This window comes from Carboxylicivirga longa, assembly GCF_050589825.1.
Lineage (GTDB): Bacteria > Bacteroidota > Bacteroidia > Bacteroidales > Marinilabiliaceae > Carboxylicivirga > Carboxylicivirga longa.
The window spans coordinates 104,311-120,640 of record NZ_JBNGOZ010000006.1; the positions used below are offsets into that span (position 1 = coordinate 104,311).

Annotated in this window: 9 protein-coding genes and 4 tRNA genes; 4 read left to right on the forward strand and 9 right to left on the reverse strand. The window is 46.2% G+C overall.

Features of this window, described 5'->3' with window-relative positions; genetic code table 11:
- Positions 1–14: 14 nt before the first annotated feature.
- Positions 15–1,403, reverse strand: a complete 1,389-nt coding sequence (gene amrB / locus ACRD7A_RS07050; protein ID WP_430810431.1) for an AmmeMemoRadiSam system protein B — start codon at positions 1,401–1,403, stop codon at positions 15–17.
- 222 nt (positions 1,404–1,625) lie between these two features.
- On the opposite strand from amrB, the gene ACRD7A_RS07055 reads away from it, so the two are divergent.
- From ACRD7A_RS07055 to ACRD7A_RS07070, 4 genes are all read left to right on the forward strand, one after another.
- Positions 1,626–1,698, forward strand: a tRNA-Lys gene (locus ACRD7A_RS07055).
- A gap of 60 nt (positions 1,699–1,758) precedes the next feature.
- A tRNA-Lys gene (locus ACRD7A_RS07060) sits at positions 1,759–1,834 on the forward strand.
- A 56-nt stretch (positions 1,835–1,890) separates the two neighbouring features.
- Positions 1,891–1,966: transfer RNA gene (locus tag ACRD7A_RS07065), tRNA-Lys, on the forward strand.
- 56 nt (positions 1,967–2,022) lie between these two features.
- Positions 2,023–2,095, forward strand: a tRNA-Lys gene (locus ACRD7A_RS07070).
- Between the two features lie 1,153 nt (positions 2,096–3,248).
- Here the strand turns inward: ACRD7A_RS07070 and ACRD7A_RS07075 are convergent.
- From ACRD7A_RS07075 to ACRD7A_RS07110, 8 genes are all read right to left on the reverse strand, one after another.
- A complete protein-coding gene (locus ACRD7A_RS07075) occupies positions 3,249–4,094 on the reverse strand; it encodes a LytR/AlgR family response regulator transcription factor (RefSeq protein WP_430810432.1) in 846 nt (281 codons plus the stop codon).
- A gap of 51 nt (positions 4,095–4,145) precedes the next feature.
- Positions 4,146–5,129 (reverse strand): 6-phosphofructokinase, encoded by a 984-nt coding sequence (gene pfkA, locus ACRD7A_RS07080; protein ID WP_430810433.1) that lies wholly within the window; start codon positions 5,127–5,129, stop codon positions 4,146–4,148.
- A 377-nt stretch (positions 5,130–5,506) separates the two neighbouring features.
- Entirely contained in the window at positions 5,507–7,069 is a 1,563-nt protein-coding gene (locus tag ACRD7A_RS07085) for a cellulase family glycosylhydrolase (RefSeq protein ID WP_430810434.1), read from the reverse strand.
- A gap of 195 nt (positions 7,070–7,264) precedes the next feature.
- On the reverse strand, positions 7,265–9,700 hold the full coding sequence (locus ACRD7A_RS07090) for a glycoside hydrolase family 2 TIM barrel-domain containing protein (RefSeq protein ID WP_430810435.1): 2,436 nt from the start codon (positions 9,698–9,700) through the stop codon (positions 7,265–7,267).
- 168 nt (positions 9,701–9,868) lie between these two features.
- The gene (gene bglX, locus ACRD7A_RS07095; protein ID WP_430810436.1) at positions 9,869–12,133 is read right to left on the reverse strand and encodes a beta-glucosidase BglX; all 2,265 of its coding nucleotides are present in this window, start codon (positions 12,131–12,133) and stop codon (positions 9,869–9,871) included.
- 10 nt (positions 12,134–12,143) lie between these two features.
- On the reverse strand, positions 12,144–13,232 hold the full coding sequence (locus ACRD7A_RS07100; RefSeq protein ID WP_430810437.1) for a family 16 glycosylhydrolase: 1,089 nt from the start codon (positions 13,230–13,232) through the stop codon (positions 12,144–12,146).
- 78 nt (positions 13,233–13,310) lie between these two features.
- Entirely contained in the window at positions 13,311–14,777 is a 1,467-nt protein-coding gene (locus ACRD7A_RS07105; protein WP_430817937.1) for a PKD domain-containing protein, read from the reverse strand.
- Between the two features lie 26 nt (positions 14,778–14,803).
- Positions 14,804–16,318 (reverse strand): RagB/SusD family nutrient uptake outer membrane protein, encoded by a 1,515-nt coding sequence (locus ACRD7A_RS07110; RefSeq protein ID WP_430810439.1) that lies wholly within the window; start codon positions 16,316–16,318, stop codon positions 14,804–14,806.
- Between the last annotated feature and the right edge of the window lie 12 nt (positions 16,319–16,330).

Here is a 16,330-nt window from a genome sequence, read left to right on the forward strand (position 1 = left end):
GATAATAACTAGCCCTATGCATCCTCTTCCCCTTCCTTTAGTATCAAGGCTTCGTAGGTAAAAAGCTCGGCATTGCGCCAGCCCTCCCAACCCAAACCTGCCTTATCACGCGAGCAATGCCCTAGATACTCCTCCACATCCCAATTATGGCGGGCTCCCACTTGAGGCAAAAATGTACCCTGCCGCATGCCTTTTTTCACAAGGATGCCATGACGCCCCATAACAATGGCGCTACTATCATTAATCTTTTTCAAAGGTGTCAGTAAGGAGATCTCAATGCGCAGGCCATCCAACTCATCGTCTTCGATGGCCGGAAAGCGCGTATCGTAAAAGGCGGCGTCAACAGCCAGCTTGGGGATGAGTCGATTGAGTGACTGACAGCACTCCAGCTGCCCCAAACATCCCCGCAGCTCCTCGTAATAATAGACTGAAACAAAAACACCTGAAACCTCAATATCCAAGACTGAAAAAGCCTCCTTTCTTCCTTCAATATAATTAACAATAGCACCACGAGCCATACCAAGGATATGTTTCTTCTGATCGGCCGTCAGATTAAACAATACTTGTTTATCGGTCACCACAACCGCCTGATAACCTACCACGCGGGACTTAATTAAGGCCTCTTTCATGCCGGAGTGCTCATAAAGCACGGGATGATAAACAAAGCGCTTACCCGCAGTAAGATAAAGCAGACTCATTACAGCACTATGGCCACATAAGCCTGTCACCAGAGCCGGTACGGCACGCTCATACTGCCTCTGCAGGTGCTGCAGCAATGCCTGCGGATCATTCCTGCATATTGCCGCCACTGTACCAGCATCCTCTCGCTCTGCATCCTTGGCAGTTGGATAATGCGACAGGTCGGTACTCACCACAAAAAGATTCGAGTCATTAAAATAGGGTTTAAAAGCTGCACTCACCTGCTCAACGACAGTATCATCAACACCTCCCAACAAAACAGGCACAATGGTAAAATGCGATAACAAACGCTGTAAAAAAGGCAGTTGTACCTCCAGAGAGTGCTCATAACAATGCGGTGCATCCGATACGCTAAAAACATTACTCGCCTCCTGCAAAGCATCCACTACCGCAGTATTTACCGGCACCAATCCCAACGGGGTTTCAAAGTGTGAGGCAGCCGGAAGGGTAGCGCCTTCGCATTGGGTTTTATGGGCCGCACCCACCAGAAAGACCGTGTTGTAAGAAGCCTTGTTAATATGATGATAGGCTGCGGCGGCCACATTACCTGAATAGACATAGCCCGCATGTGGAACGATCAAGGCACGTGGATGTGACAGAGGTTCCTCATGGGCATGTTTGTGCAACAAAGCATCTACCTGATGCATCAAGTCTCCAGCACTGCCCTCATAAAATATTCCCGCTACCGCTGCTGCTCGTTTCATTTGTCACTATTTTAGATTTTGACCCAATGAAAGGCGAAAAAAAATATCAGATTCTAATAAAGTTACGAATCTTTTGCGTCAACTTAAAATCAATTAGAAAGAGCTCTTCGGTGCGGCTTTGAGCGCTTTTATCGCAAATATTTTTTCATCTTTTTCTCCTTCAAAATTTGCAATAAAAATAAAAGCATCTATCTTTGCACCGCAATTGAGAAAAACAAGTACGACTCAGTAGCTCAGCTGGTAGAGCAACGCCCTTTTAAGGCGTGGGTCCAGGGTTCGAATCCCTGCTGAGTCACTACTTACAAATCTTTAAACGAAAGATTTTTTCTCAGCACCGGAACATCCGGATAATGATGACTCAGTAGCTCAGCTGGTAGAGCAACGCCCTTTTAAGGCGTGGGTCCAGGGTTCGAATCCCTGCTGAGTCACCACTTACAGACCTTTATACGAAAGGTCTTTTTTTTGAAGCCCAACAACGGGTAATGATGACTCAGTAGCTCAGCTGGTAGAGCAACGCCCTTTTAAGGCGTGGGTCCAGGGTTCGAATCCCTGCTGAGTCACCACTTACAGACCTTTGTACGAAAGGTCTTTTTTTTGAAGCCCAACAACGGGTAATGATGACTCAGTAGCTCAGCTGGTAGAGCAACGCCCTTTTAAGGCGTGGGTCCAGGGTTCGAATCCCTGCTGAGTCACCTATCTAAAGCTCCTTTCTAAGGGGCTTTTTTGTTTTAAAACATCGCGATGATCGTGGATTTCAGGATCGCATTTGATTTCCGTTATGCAGATTAATTGTGCACGGCGCTTATGAAGCAAGTGCTTTCTTAGACCTCAAATGGCTTAAAAGTGAATAAGGAACGGTTCATATATGAATGAGAACCTCGAGTATGCGTCAGTAGATTTTAATTCTGAACCCGAAGGGTTCAAATATCTATAGCCACAGGTGACAACCTGTGGTATTCATCGTACATTATTCACCAAGCCCGGAGTGGGTTGAATATCAGGAATAGTTCCCTAGAAGCAAGATGTGCATAAGGAACCGCTCCGTTATTTTAAGGATCGCATTTGATTTACATTATACAGATAAAGCTGCGATCCATTGCTGCGAAAGACCGTTGTGATCCCCATCCCACTGCCTATGGCAGCGTACTTCCCCTTGCCTTCAATGGCAAAGGGAAGAATGTGCACGGCGCTTATGAAGTAAATGCTTTTCTTATACCCAGAAGGCCTTAAAAAGGAATAAGGAACGGCTCTTATATCGATGGATGAGAACCTTGAGTATGCGTCAGTAGATTTTAATTCTGAACCCGAAGGGTTCAAATATCTATAGCCGCAGGTGACAACCTGTGGTATTCATCGTACATTATTCACCAAACCCGGAGTGGGTTGAATATCAGGAACGGTTCCGTTATTTTAAGGATCGCATCTGATTTACATTATGCAAATAAACGCTGCGATCCGGTGTTAATGATCCCCATCCCACTGCCTTTGGCAGCGTACTTCCCCTTGCCTTCAAGGGCAAAGGGAAGAATGTACACGGCACTTATAAAGTAAATACTTTTCTTAGACCTCGAAGGACTTAAAAGTGAATAAGGAACGGGTCAAACATCAATGAATGAGGACCTTGGGTATGCGTCAGTAGATTTTAATTCTGAACCCGAAGGGTTCAAATATCTATAGCCGCAGGTGACAACCTGTGGTATTCATCGTACATTATTCACCAACCCCGGAGTGGGTTGAATATCAGGAACGGTTCCCTAGAAGCAAGATGCACATAAGGAACCGTTACGATATTTTCAGGATCCCATCTTCCATTATCAATATGCAGTTACACTGCGCCCCTGACTACTAATTTAAAAGATAGCAGTCAAACAGATGACGATAGGTCTTGGAAATAGGTATCATGACCTCTGCATTGTTTAATTTGGCCTTTAGCTTCGATCCGCTTTTTTTGATCATTGAAATCTTATCAACATTAATCATATAGGACCGATGACATCTTTCGATCGGATAAACGTCGAGATAAGCTTCAAGATTTTTAAGCGAATTACGAATCAACTCTGTACGCACCTGTTCGTCATTTAAATAGTATATATTAATGTAATTATCAGTCGACACGAGATAAAGCACATCATCAGACAAAATAGAAACCTTCACATTGCCATTTTCATCGGGAAACCTGATAAGCGTATTTGAAGAATGACTTGAGGACTGGTTCGCACGTCGCAGCTCAATAATTTCAGTTCTGGATTTAAACAATGAAAGGATAACCAAAGAAAAACTGTAGGGCAACACAAGGGTAATAAATATATATCTAAGGTTCGAGAAAAACTCTAACAAACTATTCAATAAACCATTAAAAGCATCATAAATAATTGTTAGAATAGCTGTAAGTATAAGTATTTCTACAATTGTCCATAAAGCAAAATGCTTAAGCGTAAACTGCTTAAAATTAAGGAAGCTTCTGATAAGCAGTTGAGACAAGGCATAAAAAGCACCTCCAATAAGGCCTAAGACCAAGAAGGACAATGTTTTGTTTCCATCCGAAAAAATATACCACTGCTCCAGATTATACGGTCGGTATATTAACAAAAACAAAATAATATAATTCGTTATGAACAAGACAAAAAATAGTCTGCTCTTAAAAGAATCCAACAGATCAAAAGGGGTTTCCAGAATATGCTTTAGCTTCATTGGGGCAGAATTTGTACTAACCCCCGGATAGCAACTCCGGGGGTTAAATATTTAGATAGACAGCACCTCGGTAAGTTCAAGCAAACCGGGGTTGAGCTGTTTTTTATGCTTGAGTGCCTGATTGAAGGGCACCAGGGTAATGCTCCTGTTTACCAGTCCAAGCATTACATTGCGTTGCCCATCCACGAGTGCTTCAATGGCTGACACCCCCATGCGACTAGCGGTAACCCTGTCGAAGGCCGAGGGTGAACCACCTCGTTGGATATGTCCCAGAATAGTAACCCGTGGATCGAAATGAGGATATTCTTTTTTAATTTTATCAGCCAGCATAATAGCGCCCCCGTTTATTTTCTCACCCTCGGCAACAATTACTATACTGCTGCTCTTATCCTTGTTATGGCCATTTTCAAGGTAGTTATACAGCTGCTTAAAGTCCATATCAATCTCAGGCACCAATATTGCCTCTGCACCCGAGGCTATACCGCTGCGCAAAGCCAGGAAACCGGCATCGCGCCCCATCACCTCAACAAAAAATATGCGATCGTGGGCACTCGCTGTATCGCGAATTTTATCCACCGCTTCTACCACTGTGTTCAGAGCCGTGTCATAACCCAAGGTATAATCGGTGCCAAACAGATCATTATCAATGGTTCCGGGAACTCCCACGATTGGTATATCATGCTCACTACTAAAAACGCGCGCCCCGTTGAAGGTACCATCGCCACCGATAACTACCAGACAATCGATACCATTTTTCTTCAGATTATCATAGGCTTTCTGACGACCTTCAACTGTTCTGAACTCCTTACTCCTGGCCGACTTCAAGATCGTTCCTCCCTTGCTTATGATATTACTCACAGACTTAGAGGTCATGGGTTCCATAATATTATTGATCATTCCCTGATAGCCCTGCATAATACCCATGACTTCCATATTATTGCATATACCGGCTCTCACAACGGCGCGTATGGCCGCATTCATACCGGGCGCATCACCTCCCGAAGTAAGGATGCCTACTTTTTTTAGCTGTCTCATATATAATTTGCCTTTAATATCTTTTCCCTGAAAAATTCATGAATTTTACGAATATAGCAGGTTTAAAATTGTACCTTCAAAAATACAAGGATTGTTTGGTTTTAAATATGAAATAAGGACAAATATCATTGATCATATACCGATGAAGACATGGCAGACGATATGCCTAACATGGAACGCCATGCTTTCAGAAAAGAGAATAGCAAAATTCGAGTCTCATAGTATGACCACGTAATAAAAACGCAAAGAGTACAAGTTGTTGAATGATTTTTCAAACTTGTATTCTTTGCGCTTCATCTACTTAACGAACTTAGAAAATTACATATCCAATTTCGCAAATAGCTATTTAACTACATTTCAACCGCATAATCTGCAGTTTATTTAAGCTTCAACCTGAGTGTTCTTTGTCGCTTGTTAGCATTGGGCGGAATGACTAACCACCCGTGCTCCGTTTCAGCTAGCGGACGAATGAGGGTGCCGGCCGGTAACTCCGCTTGACTAACACGCGCTATAGCCGGAATAAACACAAGTGTTTCAGCCTTATTGGCTTCATCTTCATTCCATGTCATTTCAAAAACACCATCAGTCCTGTCATAGGCATAAGCAATTAGCTCTCCATTGATATAGGCCGGGTAAGGCCGTAAAAGTGCATTTTTAAAATAGTGTTTATCTTCTGTCCCCGGTGTGTACGACCAGTAGGCCTGACCAAAATTATGCTTTTCAATGAGGCTCATGGCAAATTGCGCAACGGGTGTTATCTCCTCACCAAAACTATAATAGGCCCCCCACTCGCCCAACCACACGGGCATACTCATTCGTTCACCCGTTTCTTTAATGCGCTGATAAATAAACTTTACCCGCTCTGATTTAGCGGCGGCCGCATCCTGTGTATCGGTTACCAGATCGTAGCCATGGGGTGCATAGGCCACCAGTGGGTCGGGCTGACCATTTTTAAGTGTCACACGTTCAATACTACTGGGCACCCCCATGTTACTGAAATAGCTGTGCTCCAAAAATAAGATCGATTGCTGATCCACTTCACGAATAGCATTTGCCACCCTTTGATACATGCTCTGCAGATGCTTTGTTTCAAAAGCTTTGTTAAAGGGGTACAAGGCATCGATTACGTAAGAATAGTTTTCTTCGGTTGATAAAAATTCCAGTGCCTTCGTTCGTCTACTCTCATCGGCCCAGGTCATCAATAACTCTTCTTCACTCATTATTTCGCCCTTTATTTTATACACCAACTCACCATAAGCCTTTAACATGGCAGGCATCGCCTGCTGTGCACCCGATCCGGGAAAGGGTTCATTCATAATATCATAACCAATTACAGCCGGGTTGGTGGCATAGCGTTTCGCCACATGTTGCCACACCTGGGCATAATGATCCTGAACACCCACACCATCGGTTGCCGGTGTATTATTCCAGAAATTATCAAAAGCGGTTTGCACAGCCTCACTCATCATGTAAGCATCGCTCCAGATAGCCCCGGTTGTATGCTCTTTTCCTTCGGTGATAGTTGCCCATTCAGGGGCACCATCTGCATATTTAACACTAAACAAATCCTGATGCATATCCAAAATAACAAACAGGCCATTGGCAGCAGCCCACTCTATCCGTTTATCAATTTCCTGCAAATAGGCTTCGTTGTACACACCGGGCTCAGGCTCCAGCCCATCCCAGATAATAATAAAGCGGATGCTGTTAAAACCCTGCTGCTTCAATAATTTATAAAACTCGGGGCCACCATTATAAATATAGCCTTCATCCGGATTTTTGTTCACTACGTTAATCCCATGGAGGATGACCTCACGGCCATGGTCATCCACAAATTTATCGCCCTGCACAGTAATATTTCCAGGCATCGTTAAGGAGTCGTCAGTACTGCATGCCACCAAAAGGCAACAGCTTAAAAATACCAGCATAATTTTCTTCATGTCGTCTTCTTATAATTCGTTCAATACTTTTTGTTAATGAAACAGCACCACGCCCTGGATACGGTTTCATGAAGCACAAACTTATTCTGAAATAAACAGGGTCAATAACTTACAATACATTTTGGTTTAAAATATCGCTATTTGGGATAATATTCTCCCTACCCATCACCATAAATCAACCTTTGCATCACGCATCTATTTCGCTACAACCTCAACACGTATCGGCTCCAGCTCTTCGGATGAGGCGGTGATTTGGATAGGCCCGGGCTGATCAGTTACCTGAACGAGCAGGAGGCATTTACCCATAAAAGCCTTGCGTGTGTTGCTTTTGGCCGGGCTTAAATCCAGGATGTCGCCATTTTCCACACCGATGATACGGGCGGGACCTTGCACATCGAAGCGGATTAAATGATTGGCATGGGGCAGCATCACGCCGGCACTGTCGCATACGCTCACTTCACAATGAATCACATCGGCCTGGTTGGGACGAATGGATTGCCTGTCTGTTTCTATTTTCAAGCGAGCCGCCTTTCCGGCTGTCCGATAGCTTTTCTCCGCTACTACACTGCCATTGTTTTTGGCTACCACACGCAATTCGCCTGGCCGGTAGGGCACCTGCCATACAAGCTGTCGCTCATGCGACATCTGCCTTTCGCCCAGTGAGCTGCCATTGAGGAATAATTCAGCCGACTCACAATTGGTATAAACTACTACAGGAATCTCTACTCCATCTTTGCCGGGGTGTGTCCAGTGAGGCAGCAGGTGCACCATGGGCTCATCGCTCCATAGGCTCTGGTACAAATAGTAATGATCTTTGGGGAAGCCGGCCAGGTCGATGATGCCAAAGTTAGCTGTTCGTGCAGGCCAGCCAAAAGACTCACCCAGATAATCAAAGCCTGTCCATCTGAAGTTACCCAGATAATAATCCTTAGCTTCCACACGATTCCAATCATCTCGCACGCCCACCCTCACAATGGAATTATCGTACGACGACTGATATTTAGGCGTTATACCGGTAAAAACTTCGCTTTGGCTCAAATCGTCAATTTTATATACTCTGTCTTCCATCCGCTTAAAATCCTCGGGACGCTCCCAGGGTGCCGGATTATCCTTGGTGCGATACCAGGTTTGTGTACGGTACACACCGCGGGTTTGTAGTGTGTGGGTTATCTCGGTTCCAATGATGCTTTGATCGGGATGTGCCTGATGATAGGATTCCAGGCTACCTCTGTATTCCCCATGTCCATTAAAGCCGGCAATATCAATATGAGGAGCGCTGTATCCGCGTCCCTGCGTGATGGGTCGCGTAGCATCCAACTGACGCACAAAATCAACCAGCGTTTTTTGTTCGTCGGCTGTAAAGCCATGCACTTCGTTGCCAATGCTCCAGATTACCACGGAAGGATGGTTACGGTCGCGCCTGATGAAATCCGTTAAATCGCGCTGCCACCACGCTTTAAAATAATGGCCATAATCATGTTTCGCTTTGGGGCGCCACCAGCCATCGAAAGCCTCGTTCATGACCAAAAATCCCATGGTATCACACATCTGATAAAAAGTAGGCGAAAAGGGATTGTGGGTTGTACGCAAGGCATTACAGCCCATATCCTTGAGCATTTTCAAACGCTTGTACAACACATCGTCGGGTACCGCAGCCCCCACCGGCCCGGCATCGTGGTGATTACTGAGTCCTTTAAACTTGATGGATTCACCATTCAGGAAGAATCCCTTACTGCCCCTTAACTCTATTGAACGAATGCCCAATGGCGTTTCGTACTCATCCACACAACGTCCATCGATCAACAACTGCGTATTAATGGTGTACATATGGGGATGCGCGGGCGACCACAATTGTGGCTCCCTCACCTTAAACTGTTGCATGTGAGTGGCAGTATCGTGCAGCGTAAGTGCAGTACTTGCCACAGCCACCCTATCTCCAGCCGTATTCAGGATACTGCTTATCAACTGCACCTCCTGCTCGTTTCCGCTTTCATTCTTCAGCTCAATACTGAGTTGTACCAAAGCTTCCTTTTCACTTACCGATGGTGTAGTAACCGAAGTGCCCCACTGTGGTATGTATAACTTACTTGTTTTTGTGAGCCACACATGGCGGTAGATGCCAGAGCCAGTGTACCACCGTCCACTGGGTGCTTTAGAATGATCGACACGCACGGCCAGCACATTATTACCCGCTTGGAGGTAGGGTGTTAAGTCGTAGCTAAAACTAATGTATCCGTAGGGTCGCTTGCCCAAATGATGACCGTTGATCCATACCTCGCTGTTCATATACACTCCGTCAAACTCAACAAAATACTTATCATCCGCATTCAGGTTATCAAAATGCAGCTGCTTTCGGTACCAGCCAATGCCCGTGGGCAGAAAAGCACCCGCTATGCCGGCGGGATTATCCTCATCATACGCCCCTTCGATACTCCAGTCGTGGGGCACGTTAAGGCTGCGCCAGGCTGAATCGTTAAAGCCCGGCTGCTCGGCTCCCTTTACATCGGCCTGAATAAACTTCCAATCAAAATCGAGTGACGTACGGCTGCGTGGCGATTCCTGTGGCTGCTGGCAAGACAGGATGGAACAGATACAAAAAATAATGATAAAAAAATGATTACGATGACTCATGCTATTAATTATAAAAATACCTTGAAATACAGACTGGACGCGAAATTCAAACCGTCCATTACCTAACTGACAAAGATAAAATTTATATTTTGAGCCACTACCCTTAAAACACGAGGGCTACCCAATGGCAGCCCTCGTAGTACTTAATTATGATTACCCCGATGATTATCACCAGTTGAAATCGGCCCACAGACCTTCTTGTGAGTTGGTACCCACCATTAGCGAGAAGGCTCCCGGCTCCACGATGAACTCACCTTCATTATCATAAAAACCCAATTCAGTCGGGGTAAGTTCGAAAGTGAGTGTCTTGGTTTCCCCAGGTTCTAATCTATATTTTTTAAAGCCTTTCAGCTCCTTCACCGGACGTGCCACTGAGGCCACTTTATCGTGAAGATACAATTGTGTCACCTCTTCGCCGGCACGCTCACCGCTATTGGTAACCTCCACCGATACCGTCACCTTGTTGCCCGGCTCCACCTGCACTTGCAGCTTATCGTAGCTAAAAGTCGTGTAACTCAAACCATAACCGAAGGGATAGAGCGGATCGTTGGACTCGTCGGTATAGTGCGACCAGAAAACACCATTGCCCCCTGTTGGACGTCCGGTATTATAATGGTTATAGTAGATAGGACACTGTCCCACATGACGTGGAAATGACATGGTGAGCTTACCCGAAGGATTATAGGCACCAAACAGCACATCGGCTACGGCGTGACCCGTCATGGTTCCCAGCTGCCAGGCCTCCACAATGGCCGGTATGTGCTTATCTGCCCAGGGCAAAGCCAGGGGACGACCATTCATCAACACCAGCACAATATTTTTATTCACCTTATAAACCGCTTCAAGCAAGTCCTGCTGAACACCCGGTAGTCCTATATTCACCCGGCTTCTTCCTTCGCCACTGTGAAAACCATGCTCCCCCAGCACCATCACCACTACTTCGGATTTCCGTGCCAGGCGCACTGCTTCGGCAAAACCACTACGGTCGTTATTGTTGATATTAAGAGGCACTGCAAAAGCCGTTTCGCCGGTTACCACATCCGCTCCCTTGGCATACTCAACCTGTGCTGAGTAGGCCTTAAGCCCATCGCGCACCGAAACCGCAGTATTATCGTCTGAGCCTATGCGCCAGCTACCTAAAGGACTATTATTGTCATCGGCAAGGGCACCGATCAGCGCTATGCGCTTTTGTGATTTTGACAAAGGCAGGAGTTCTCCTTCATTTTTCAATAACACAATGGATTTACGTGCCATATCCAGCACGGCCGCCTTATGGTCATCGTGATAAATAAGCTCTTTCTCGCGCTGCGCATCGCAATACCTGTAAGGATCGTCAAACAAACCCAACTCAAATTTTACCGTCAGGATGCGGCGTACGGCCTCATCAATTTTTGCCTCCTCTACCTTACCGGCACGCACCAGATCAGCCAGGTGCTTCACATAAGCATAAGACTCCATATCCATATCCGATCCGGCATTAGCCGACAATTCAGCCACTTGCTCCAGATCTTTGGCATAGCCATGAGCGATCATCTCGAAACCACTGCCCCAGTCGGAAATGACATAACCCTTAAAGCCCCATTTCTGCTTCAGTATATCGCGTTGAAGCCAGGCATTGGCAGTGGCCGGTATGCCATTGAGGATGTTAAAGGCGTTCATCACCGTTTTTACATCATGCTCAACAGCCGCTTTAAAAGGCGGAAAAATAACATTATAAAGGGTTGATGTACCCACATCTACGGTATTGTAGTCGCGACCGGCCTCGGCAAAACCATAGCCTGCAAAATGTTTGGCACAGGCAGCAATGGTGTTATGTGCCGACAGGTCATCGCCCTGAAAACCTTTGATACGGGCCACTCCGATCTGTGCCCCCAGGTAAGGATCTTCTCCGGCACCTTCCATTACACGTCCCCAGCGGGCATCGCGCGATATGTCCACCATGGGTGCGAAGGTCCAATTGATACCGCGCGCTGATGCTTCTATAGCGGCTACACGAGCTGACTTCTCTATGGCTTCCAGATCCCAGCTGGCCGACTCTGCCAGCGGTATGGGTGCCAAGGTCTTATGTCCATGAATCACATCCAGCCCAAAAATGAGTGGAATCCCTAATCGGGTCTCTTCCACGGCGATGCGCTGCATCTCGCGCACCTGAGCTGCCCCACTCACATTAAGCATAGAGCCTACCCAACCCTTTTTAAGATGCTCATATTTATTTTTGGCATCGCCCTCTGAGGGTGCCGGCCCTGTAACATCATAAAAACCATTGTACTGATTCATCTGTCCCACTTTTTCCTCCAGGGTCATCTGTGCCAGTAAATCTTCCACTTGGGCGGCCACATTGGCATCATCGGTAAAAACTTTCGGAGGCCCTTGCTCACTGCATGCCAGCAGCAGAAAGGCCATCAGCAATAGTACATTCGTCTTCAGTATCATATTGTTAACATTATTTGTGTTTAAATACCCGCACATAGTCTATCTCCATGGTCTGCGGAAAGATGCTGTTATCGATACCCTGTGCACCGCCCCAGGTACCACCTACTGCAACATTCAGGATGATGAAATGTGGCTTATTAAAGGGCCAGTTATCAGCATTTTTCGATTCGGGCGCGTAGGTGTAAAAGGGATTTGCCCGGTCGTTCACATAAAAGCTAATGCTATTCTCGGTCCACAGCATACCATAAACATTAAAGTCCTCCTCGCAATTATCTACCACCAGCGAAGCTGTGTTTACTGTGGCACCATAACTGGCATTATTGTGAAGCGAACTATGAATAACATTCGGTTCGAACCCCACGTACTCCATCATATCAATCTCGCCACAGGCCGGCCATCCAACCTGATCGAAGTTGGCACCCAAGAGCCATATCGCCGGCCACACGCCTGTGCCATGCGGCAACTTAGCCCGCACCTCGATACGTCCATAGGTAAATGCCTGTTTCCCCTTGCTTATGATGCGAGACGAGGTGTAGGAACCCTGTGTCTTATCATCATTCACCTTTTGGGCCGTGATGATCAACTTACCCTCTTCTATATGGGCATTATCGCCATTGGTATAATTCTGCAACTCCTGATTACCCCAGCCATGATCGCCGGTTTCAAAAGTCCAGTTGGCAAAATTTATCGTTGAGCCATTAAACTCATCTGACCAAAGGAGGTCTTCAGGATTCACATAATCCGGATCATCGGCATCAATTACCACGGTTTGTCGCACTGTTTTAGTGTCGCTCGAGGTGTTCTTTGAACCCCAGAGCCTGAGTTCAACCTCATAACTCCCTTTAAGCGGATAGTAAATGGTGTGTACTTTGTCCTTATCGGTTGACTTTCCGCTGGTAGCACCATTGCCAAAGTCCCACTCCACATAAAGATAATCGCCTTGAGATTGATTAGTGAACACCACATAATTGGCATTATCCGTATCTTTTTCGTAGGAAAAATCAGGCTCATAAGAAGGCGCATCCTCCTTACTACTGCATGCCAGCAAGGTTAAAGGCATGAGAAGCGTAAGTAACATTGTTGCAGGTATCTGTTTCATCGATTTTTCGGTTTCGGGTAAAAAATAAAGGAGGATAATTATTATCGATAAAAATCCTCCTTTTATCTATTCCTGCTCTTACTTCAGCATAAAGTCGTCCATATAGAAGATGCCGGGATTACAATGCCCCTCCATTCCAAACTGAACTACAATTTTATCAAAGTCAGTGCGGTCTGCCACATCACTAAAGTCAAACTCCAACTCAACCCATTTGCCCAGCTGATCTTCGCTGAGTATATGTCCACGTACCTGCTGAGTTGTCCAGGCGTCGCCGCCGAGCTTACTATCATGTAGCTTCACATCAATCTGAGGCATCAGATTGTGTGTTGGCAGCCAATCTGTACCGGGGTTACACTCCGTCACATAATCATTAAAGCCCGGCATAAACACTTTCATGCTAAACACATTGCGCTCTGACAGATCAAGACGGTAATCCAGTGTAACAGCCACGTTGGTCCACTCGAAAGCACCCTTCTTGTAGATACCAATGTTGGGCGATTCATTAATGGGTACGGGGGCAAAATTACTGATGGCACCAAACTGCTCTACTTCAGCGATAAACCAATCGATATTTCCATTGCCCTCAAAATCATCCATCAGGTCGCGTGCCTCGATGGGTTTTTCAATCACCGGACGCTCATACCCTTTGCGGATTAAGATATTGTACCAACGATCTCCGGGGCCACCCCCAATGGTACTCAGATGCACCTCATTCTCATTGATCATATCGATGCGATATTCATAGCTTCCGCCATAATCAAAGCCAAGAAAAACAGGTGTTTCTGAGCTGAAACTAAGATAGTTTACCCCATCCCGCTCTGTCACTGTCCAGGTAGCAGGCCTAGGCGTATAATTCACACGGCAATCAACGCCGTCCACCTCCACCGGATTGGAGTAATAAGGTAAATCCTTTTGATAATCTTTAACATACGAATCTCCATTATTCTTGTAGTCGAAAACAAACTCAACCAGCTTAAAGGTAAACTCATCGTCGTAGGCACCGGATCCTGTTTTTTGCAAGGGGTTAGCCGCCCACCACTCGGGCCAGTCACCACCTGCAGGGCCAATACCAAAGTGTCCGCGATAAAGGCTGTCGACCACCCAGGTTTTTCCATCCACCGCATCAGAACCGCCCGACAGGAAGTTAAGCACGGGACTATCCAGGAAGGAGTAATCTGTTTCGGTTTGCGTCACTTGTTCTACCTTAGCTGCTGACTGCCCGTTATTGGCCGTAATGGTTAAGGTAAGATCATAGGTTCCCGGCAGTGGATAATAGGCCTCTACCTGCTGCCCTTGCAACACGGTGCCATTGCCCAGTTTCCAGGTGATTAATACAGTGCCCTCGGTAGGCGTTGTATTGGTAAGGATAAAACGAAATGGATCATCGGCTTTAGGCGTAATAGTAAAAGCCATGGAATCATCGGAAGGGGCTGAATTCAAGCCCAGTCCCGACTTATCAAATTCATTGGGATCGCAGCTTATCAGCAGCAAGGCTGCCATTAAAAAGCTGATGCCCGATATTATTTTCATTTTCATTGTCTTCATTTTTAGAGGATTTAACACAAACCGGATTAATAGGGGTTTTGCACAAGTTTAAAATCACCTTCGGTGCGGTTAATCTCGCCCAATGGTATGGGCAGGTGTTTCTTATTCACCGACCAGGTGCGCTCCGATGAGAATTCCGGAATAGACTCGTTGAGTAAATCCGTATCGCCCCAGCGAACCAGATCCCAGTAACGCATTCCTTCACCCAAAAACTCGCGACGACGCTCCAACTTAATATTCTCTGTGGTAGCCGGTATGCTGGCGATGCCCACACGGTTGCGCACCATATCCATGGCATCCTGTGCCGATAAACCGGTATTAGCCACCCCATGCACTATCTCCAACTCTGCAATATTCAGCAGCGTTTCGGCAAAACGAAAGACACGCACATTATTTTCGTAGTTGAGCGACTCGCCGTATGGAGCATCGTTATATTCCTTACGGGCGGCATATTTGGCCATAAAATAGTTGGTATTCTGGAAGCGCTCAACATAAGTACCGGCGGCAAACTGATTAACGGAAGCGGCCAGTCGGGGATCGCCCTCTTCAAAGATGGCTACCGTTTCGTGACGCACAGGACCAAAGCCCCATCCTCCCTTATATTCATCACTACCTGACAGAAGGTCAGCACCGGTCAGCTCATTGGGCGAGATAAACTCAGGCAGGTTGGTACCATAGCCGGCCCACGCCTCACCCCAATCCTTGCCTTCCGGCAGGTGATTCACTTCAAAGATGGAGCCACTACCAAATTCCCCTTCGCGATCCCAGATCGATGAATAATCGGCCAGGGAAAAGCCAGCCTCAGAATAGATGCGTTGCATATCGGTCATCACCTCACTAAAACGTGCTGAATCATTTTGATACATTACCACACGTGCCTTTAGCATCATAGCTGCTGACAAGGTAACGCGACCATGATTGTTCACATCGGTGCGCATGGGCAAGCCACTTTCATTGATCACAAAATCCAAATCATCGACTATCTCTGCATAGATCTGATCAGCGGTATATTGCGGTGCCATATAGGGCGCCTCAAGCTCTTCCTCGAAATAGGGAATATTACCCCAGAATTTCCAGAGCCAATGCACATAATAGGCACGTAAAAACAGGGCTTCGCCCTTTAATTGTGCGAGACGATCAGCATCTACGTCCACCGCATTTTCGCAAGCTGCTATGGCATTGTTACAACGATTAAGCCCATTGAAATAGATGTTCCACAGACCGGCCGGTGTTTCAGTAGCCGATGCACTGTACTGCGAAATACTATATAGAACGGCCTGATCGCCGGCACTACCACCGCCTTTAAAAATATCGTCTGACATAATATCCGACATAAACACCACACTGTTATAGTTAAAGTCAGCATAGCTATCGAATAGCAATATTTGATAGCAAGCACCTATATTGGCCATTATTGCCCCTTCAGTAGCCGGTCCGCCGGCTTCTTGATTAGAAGTGGGCTGAACGGTGAGAAAATCATCGCCACAGGCCGTTAGACCCATCAGCATCGCGAAGAATATTCCTTTAATATAATTTTTCATGATAATAATTTC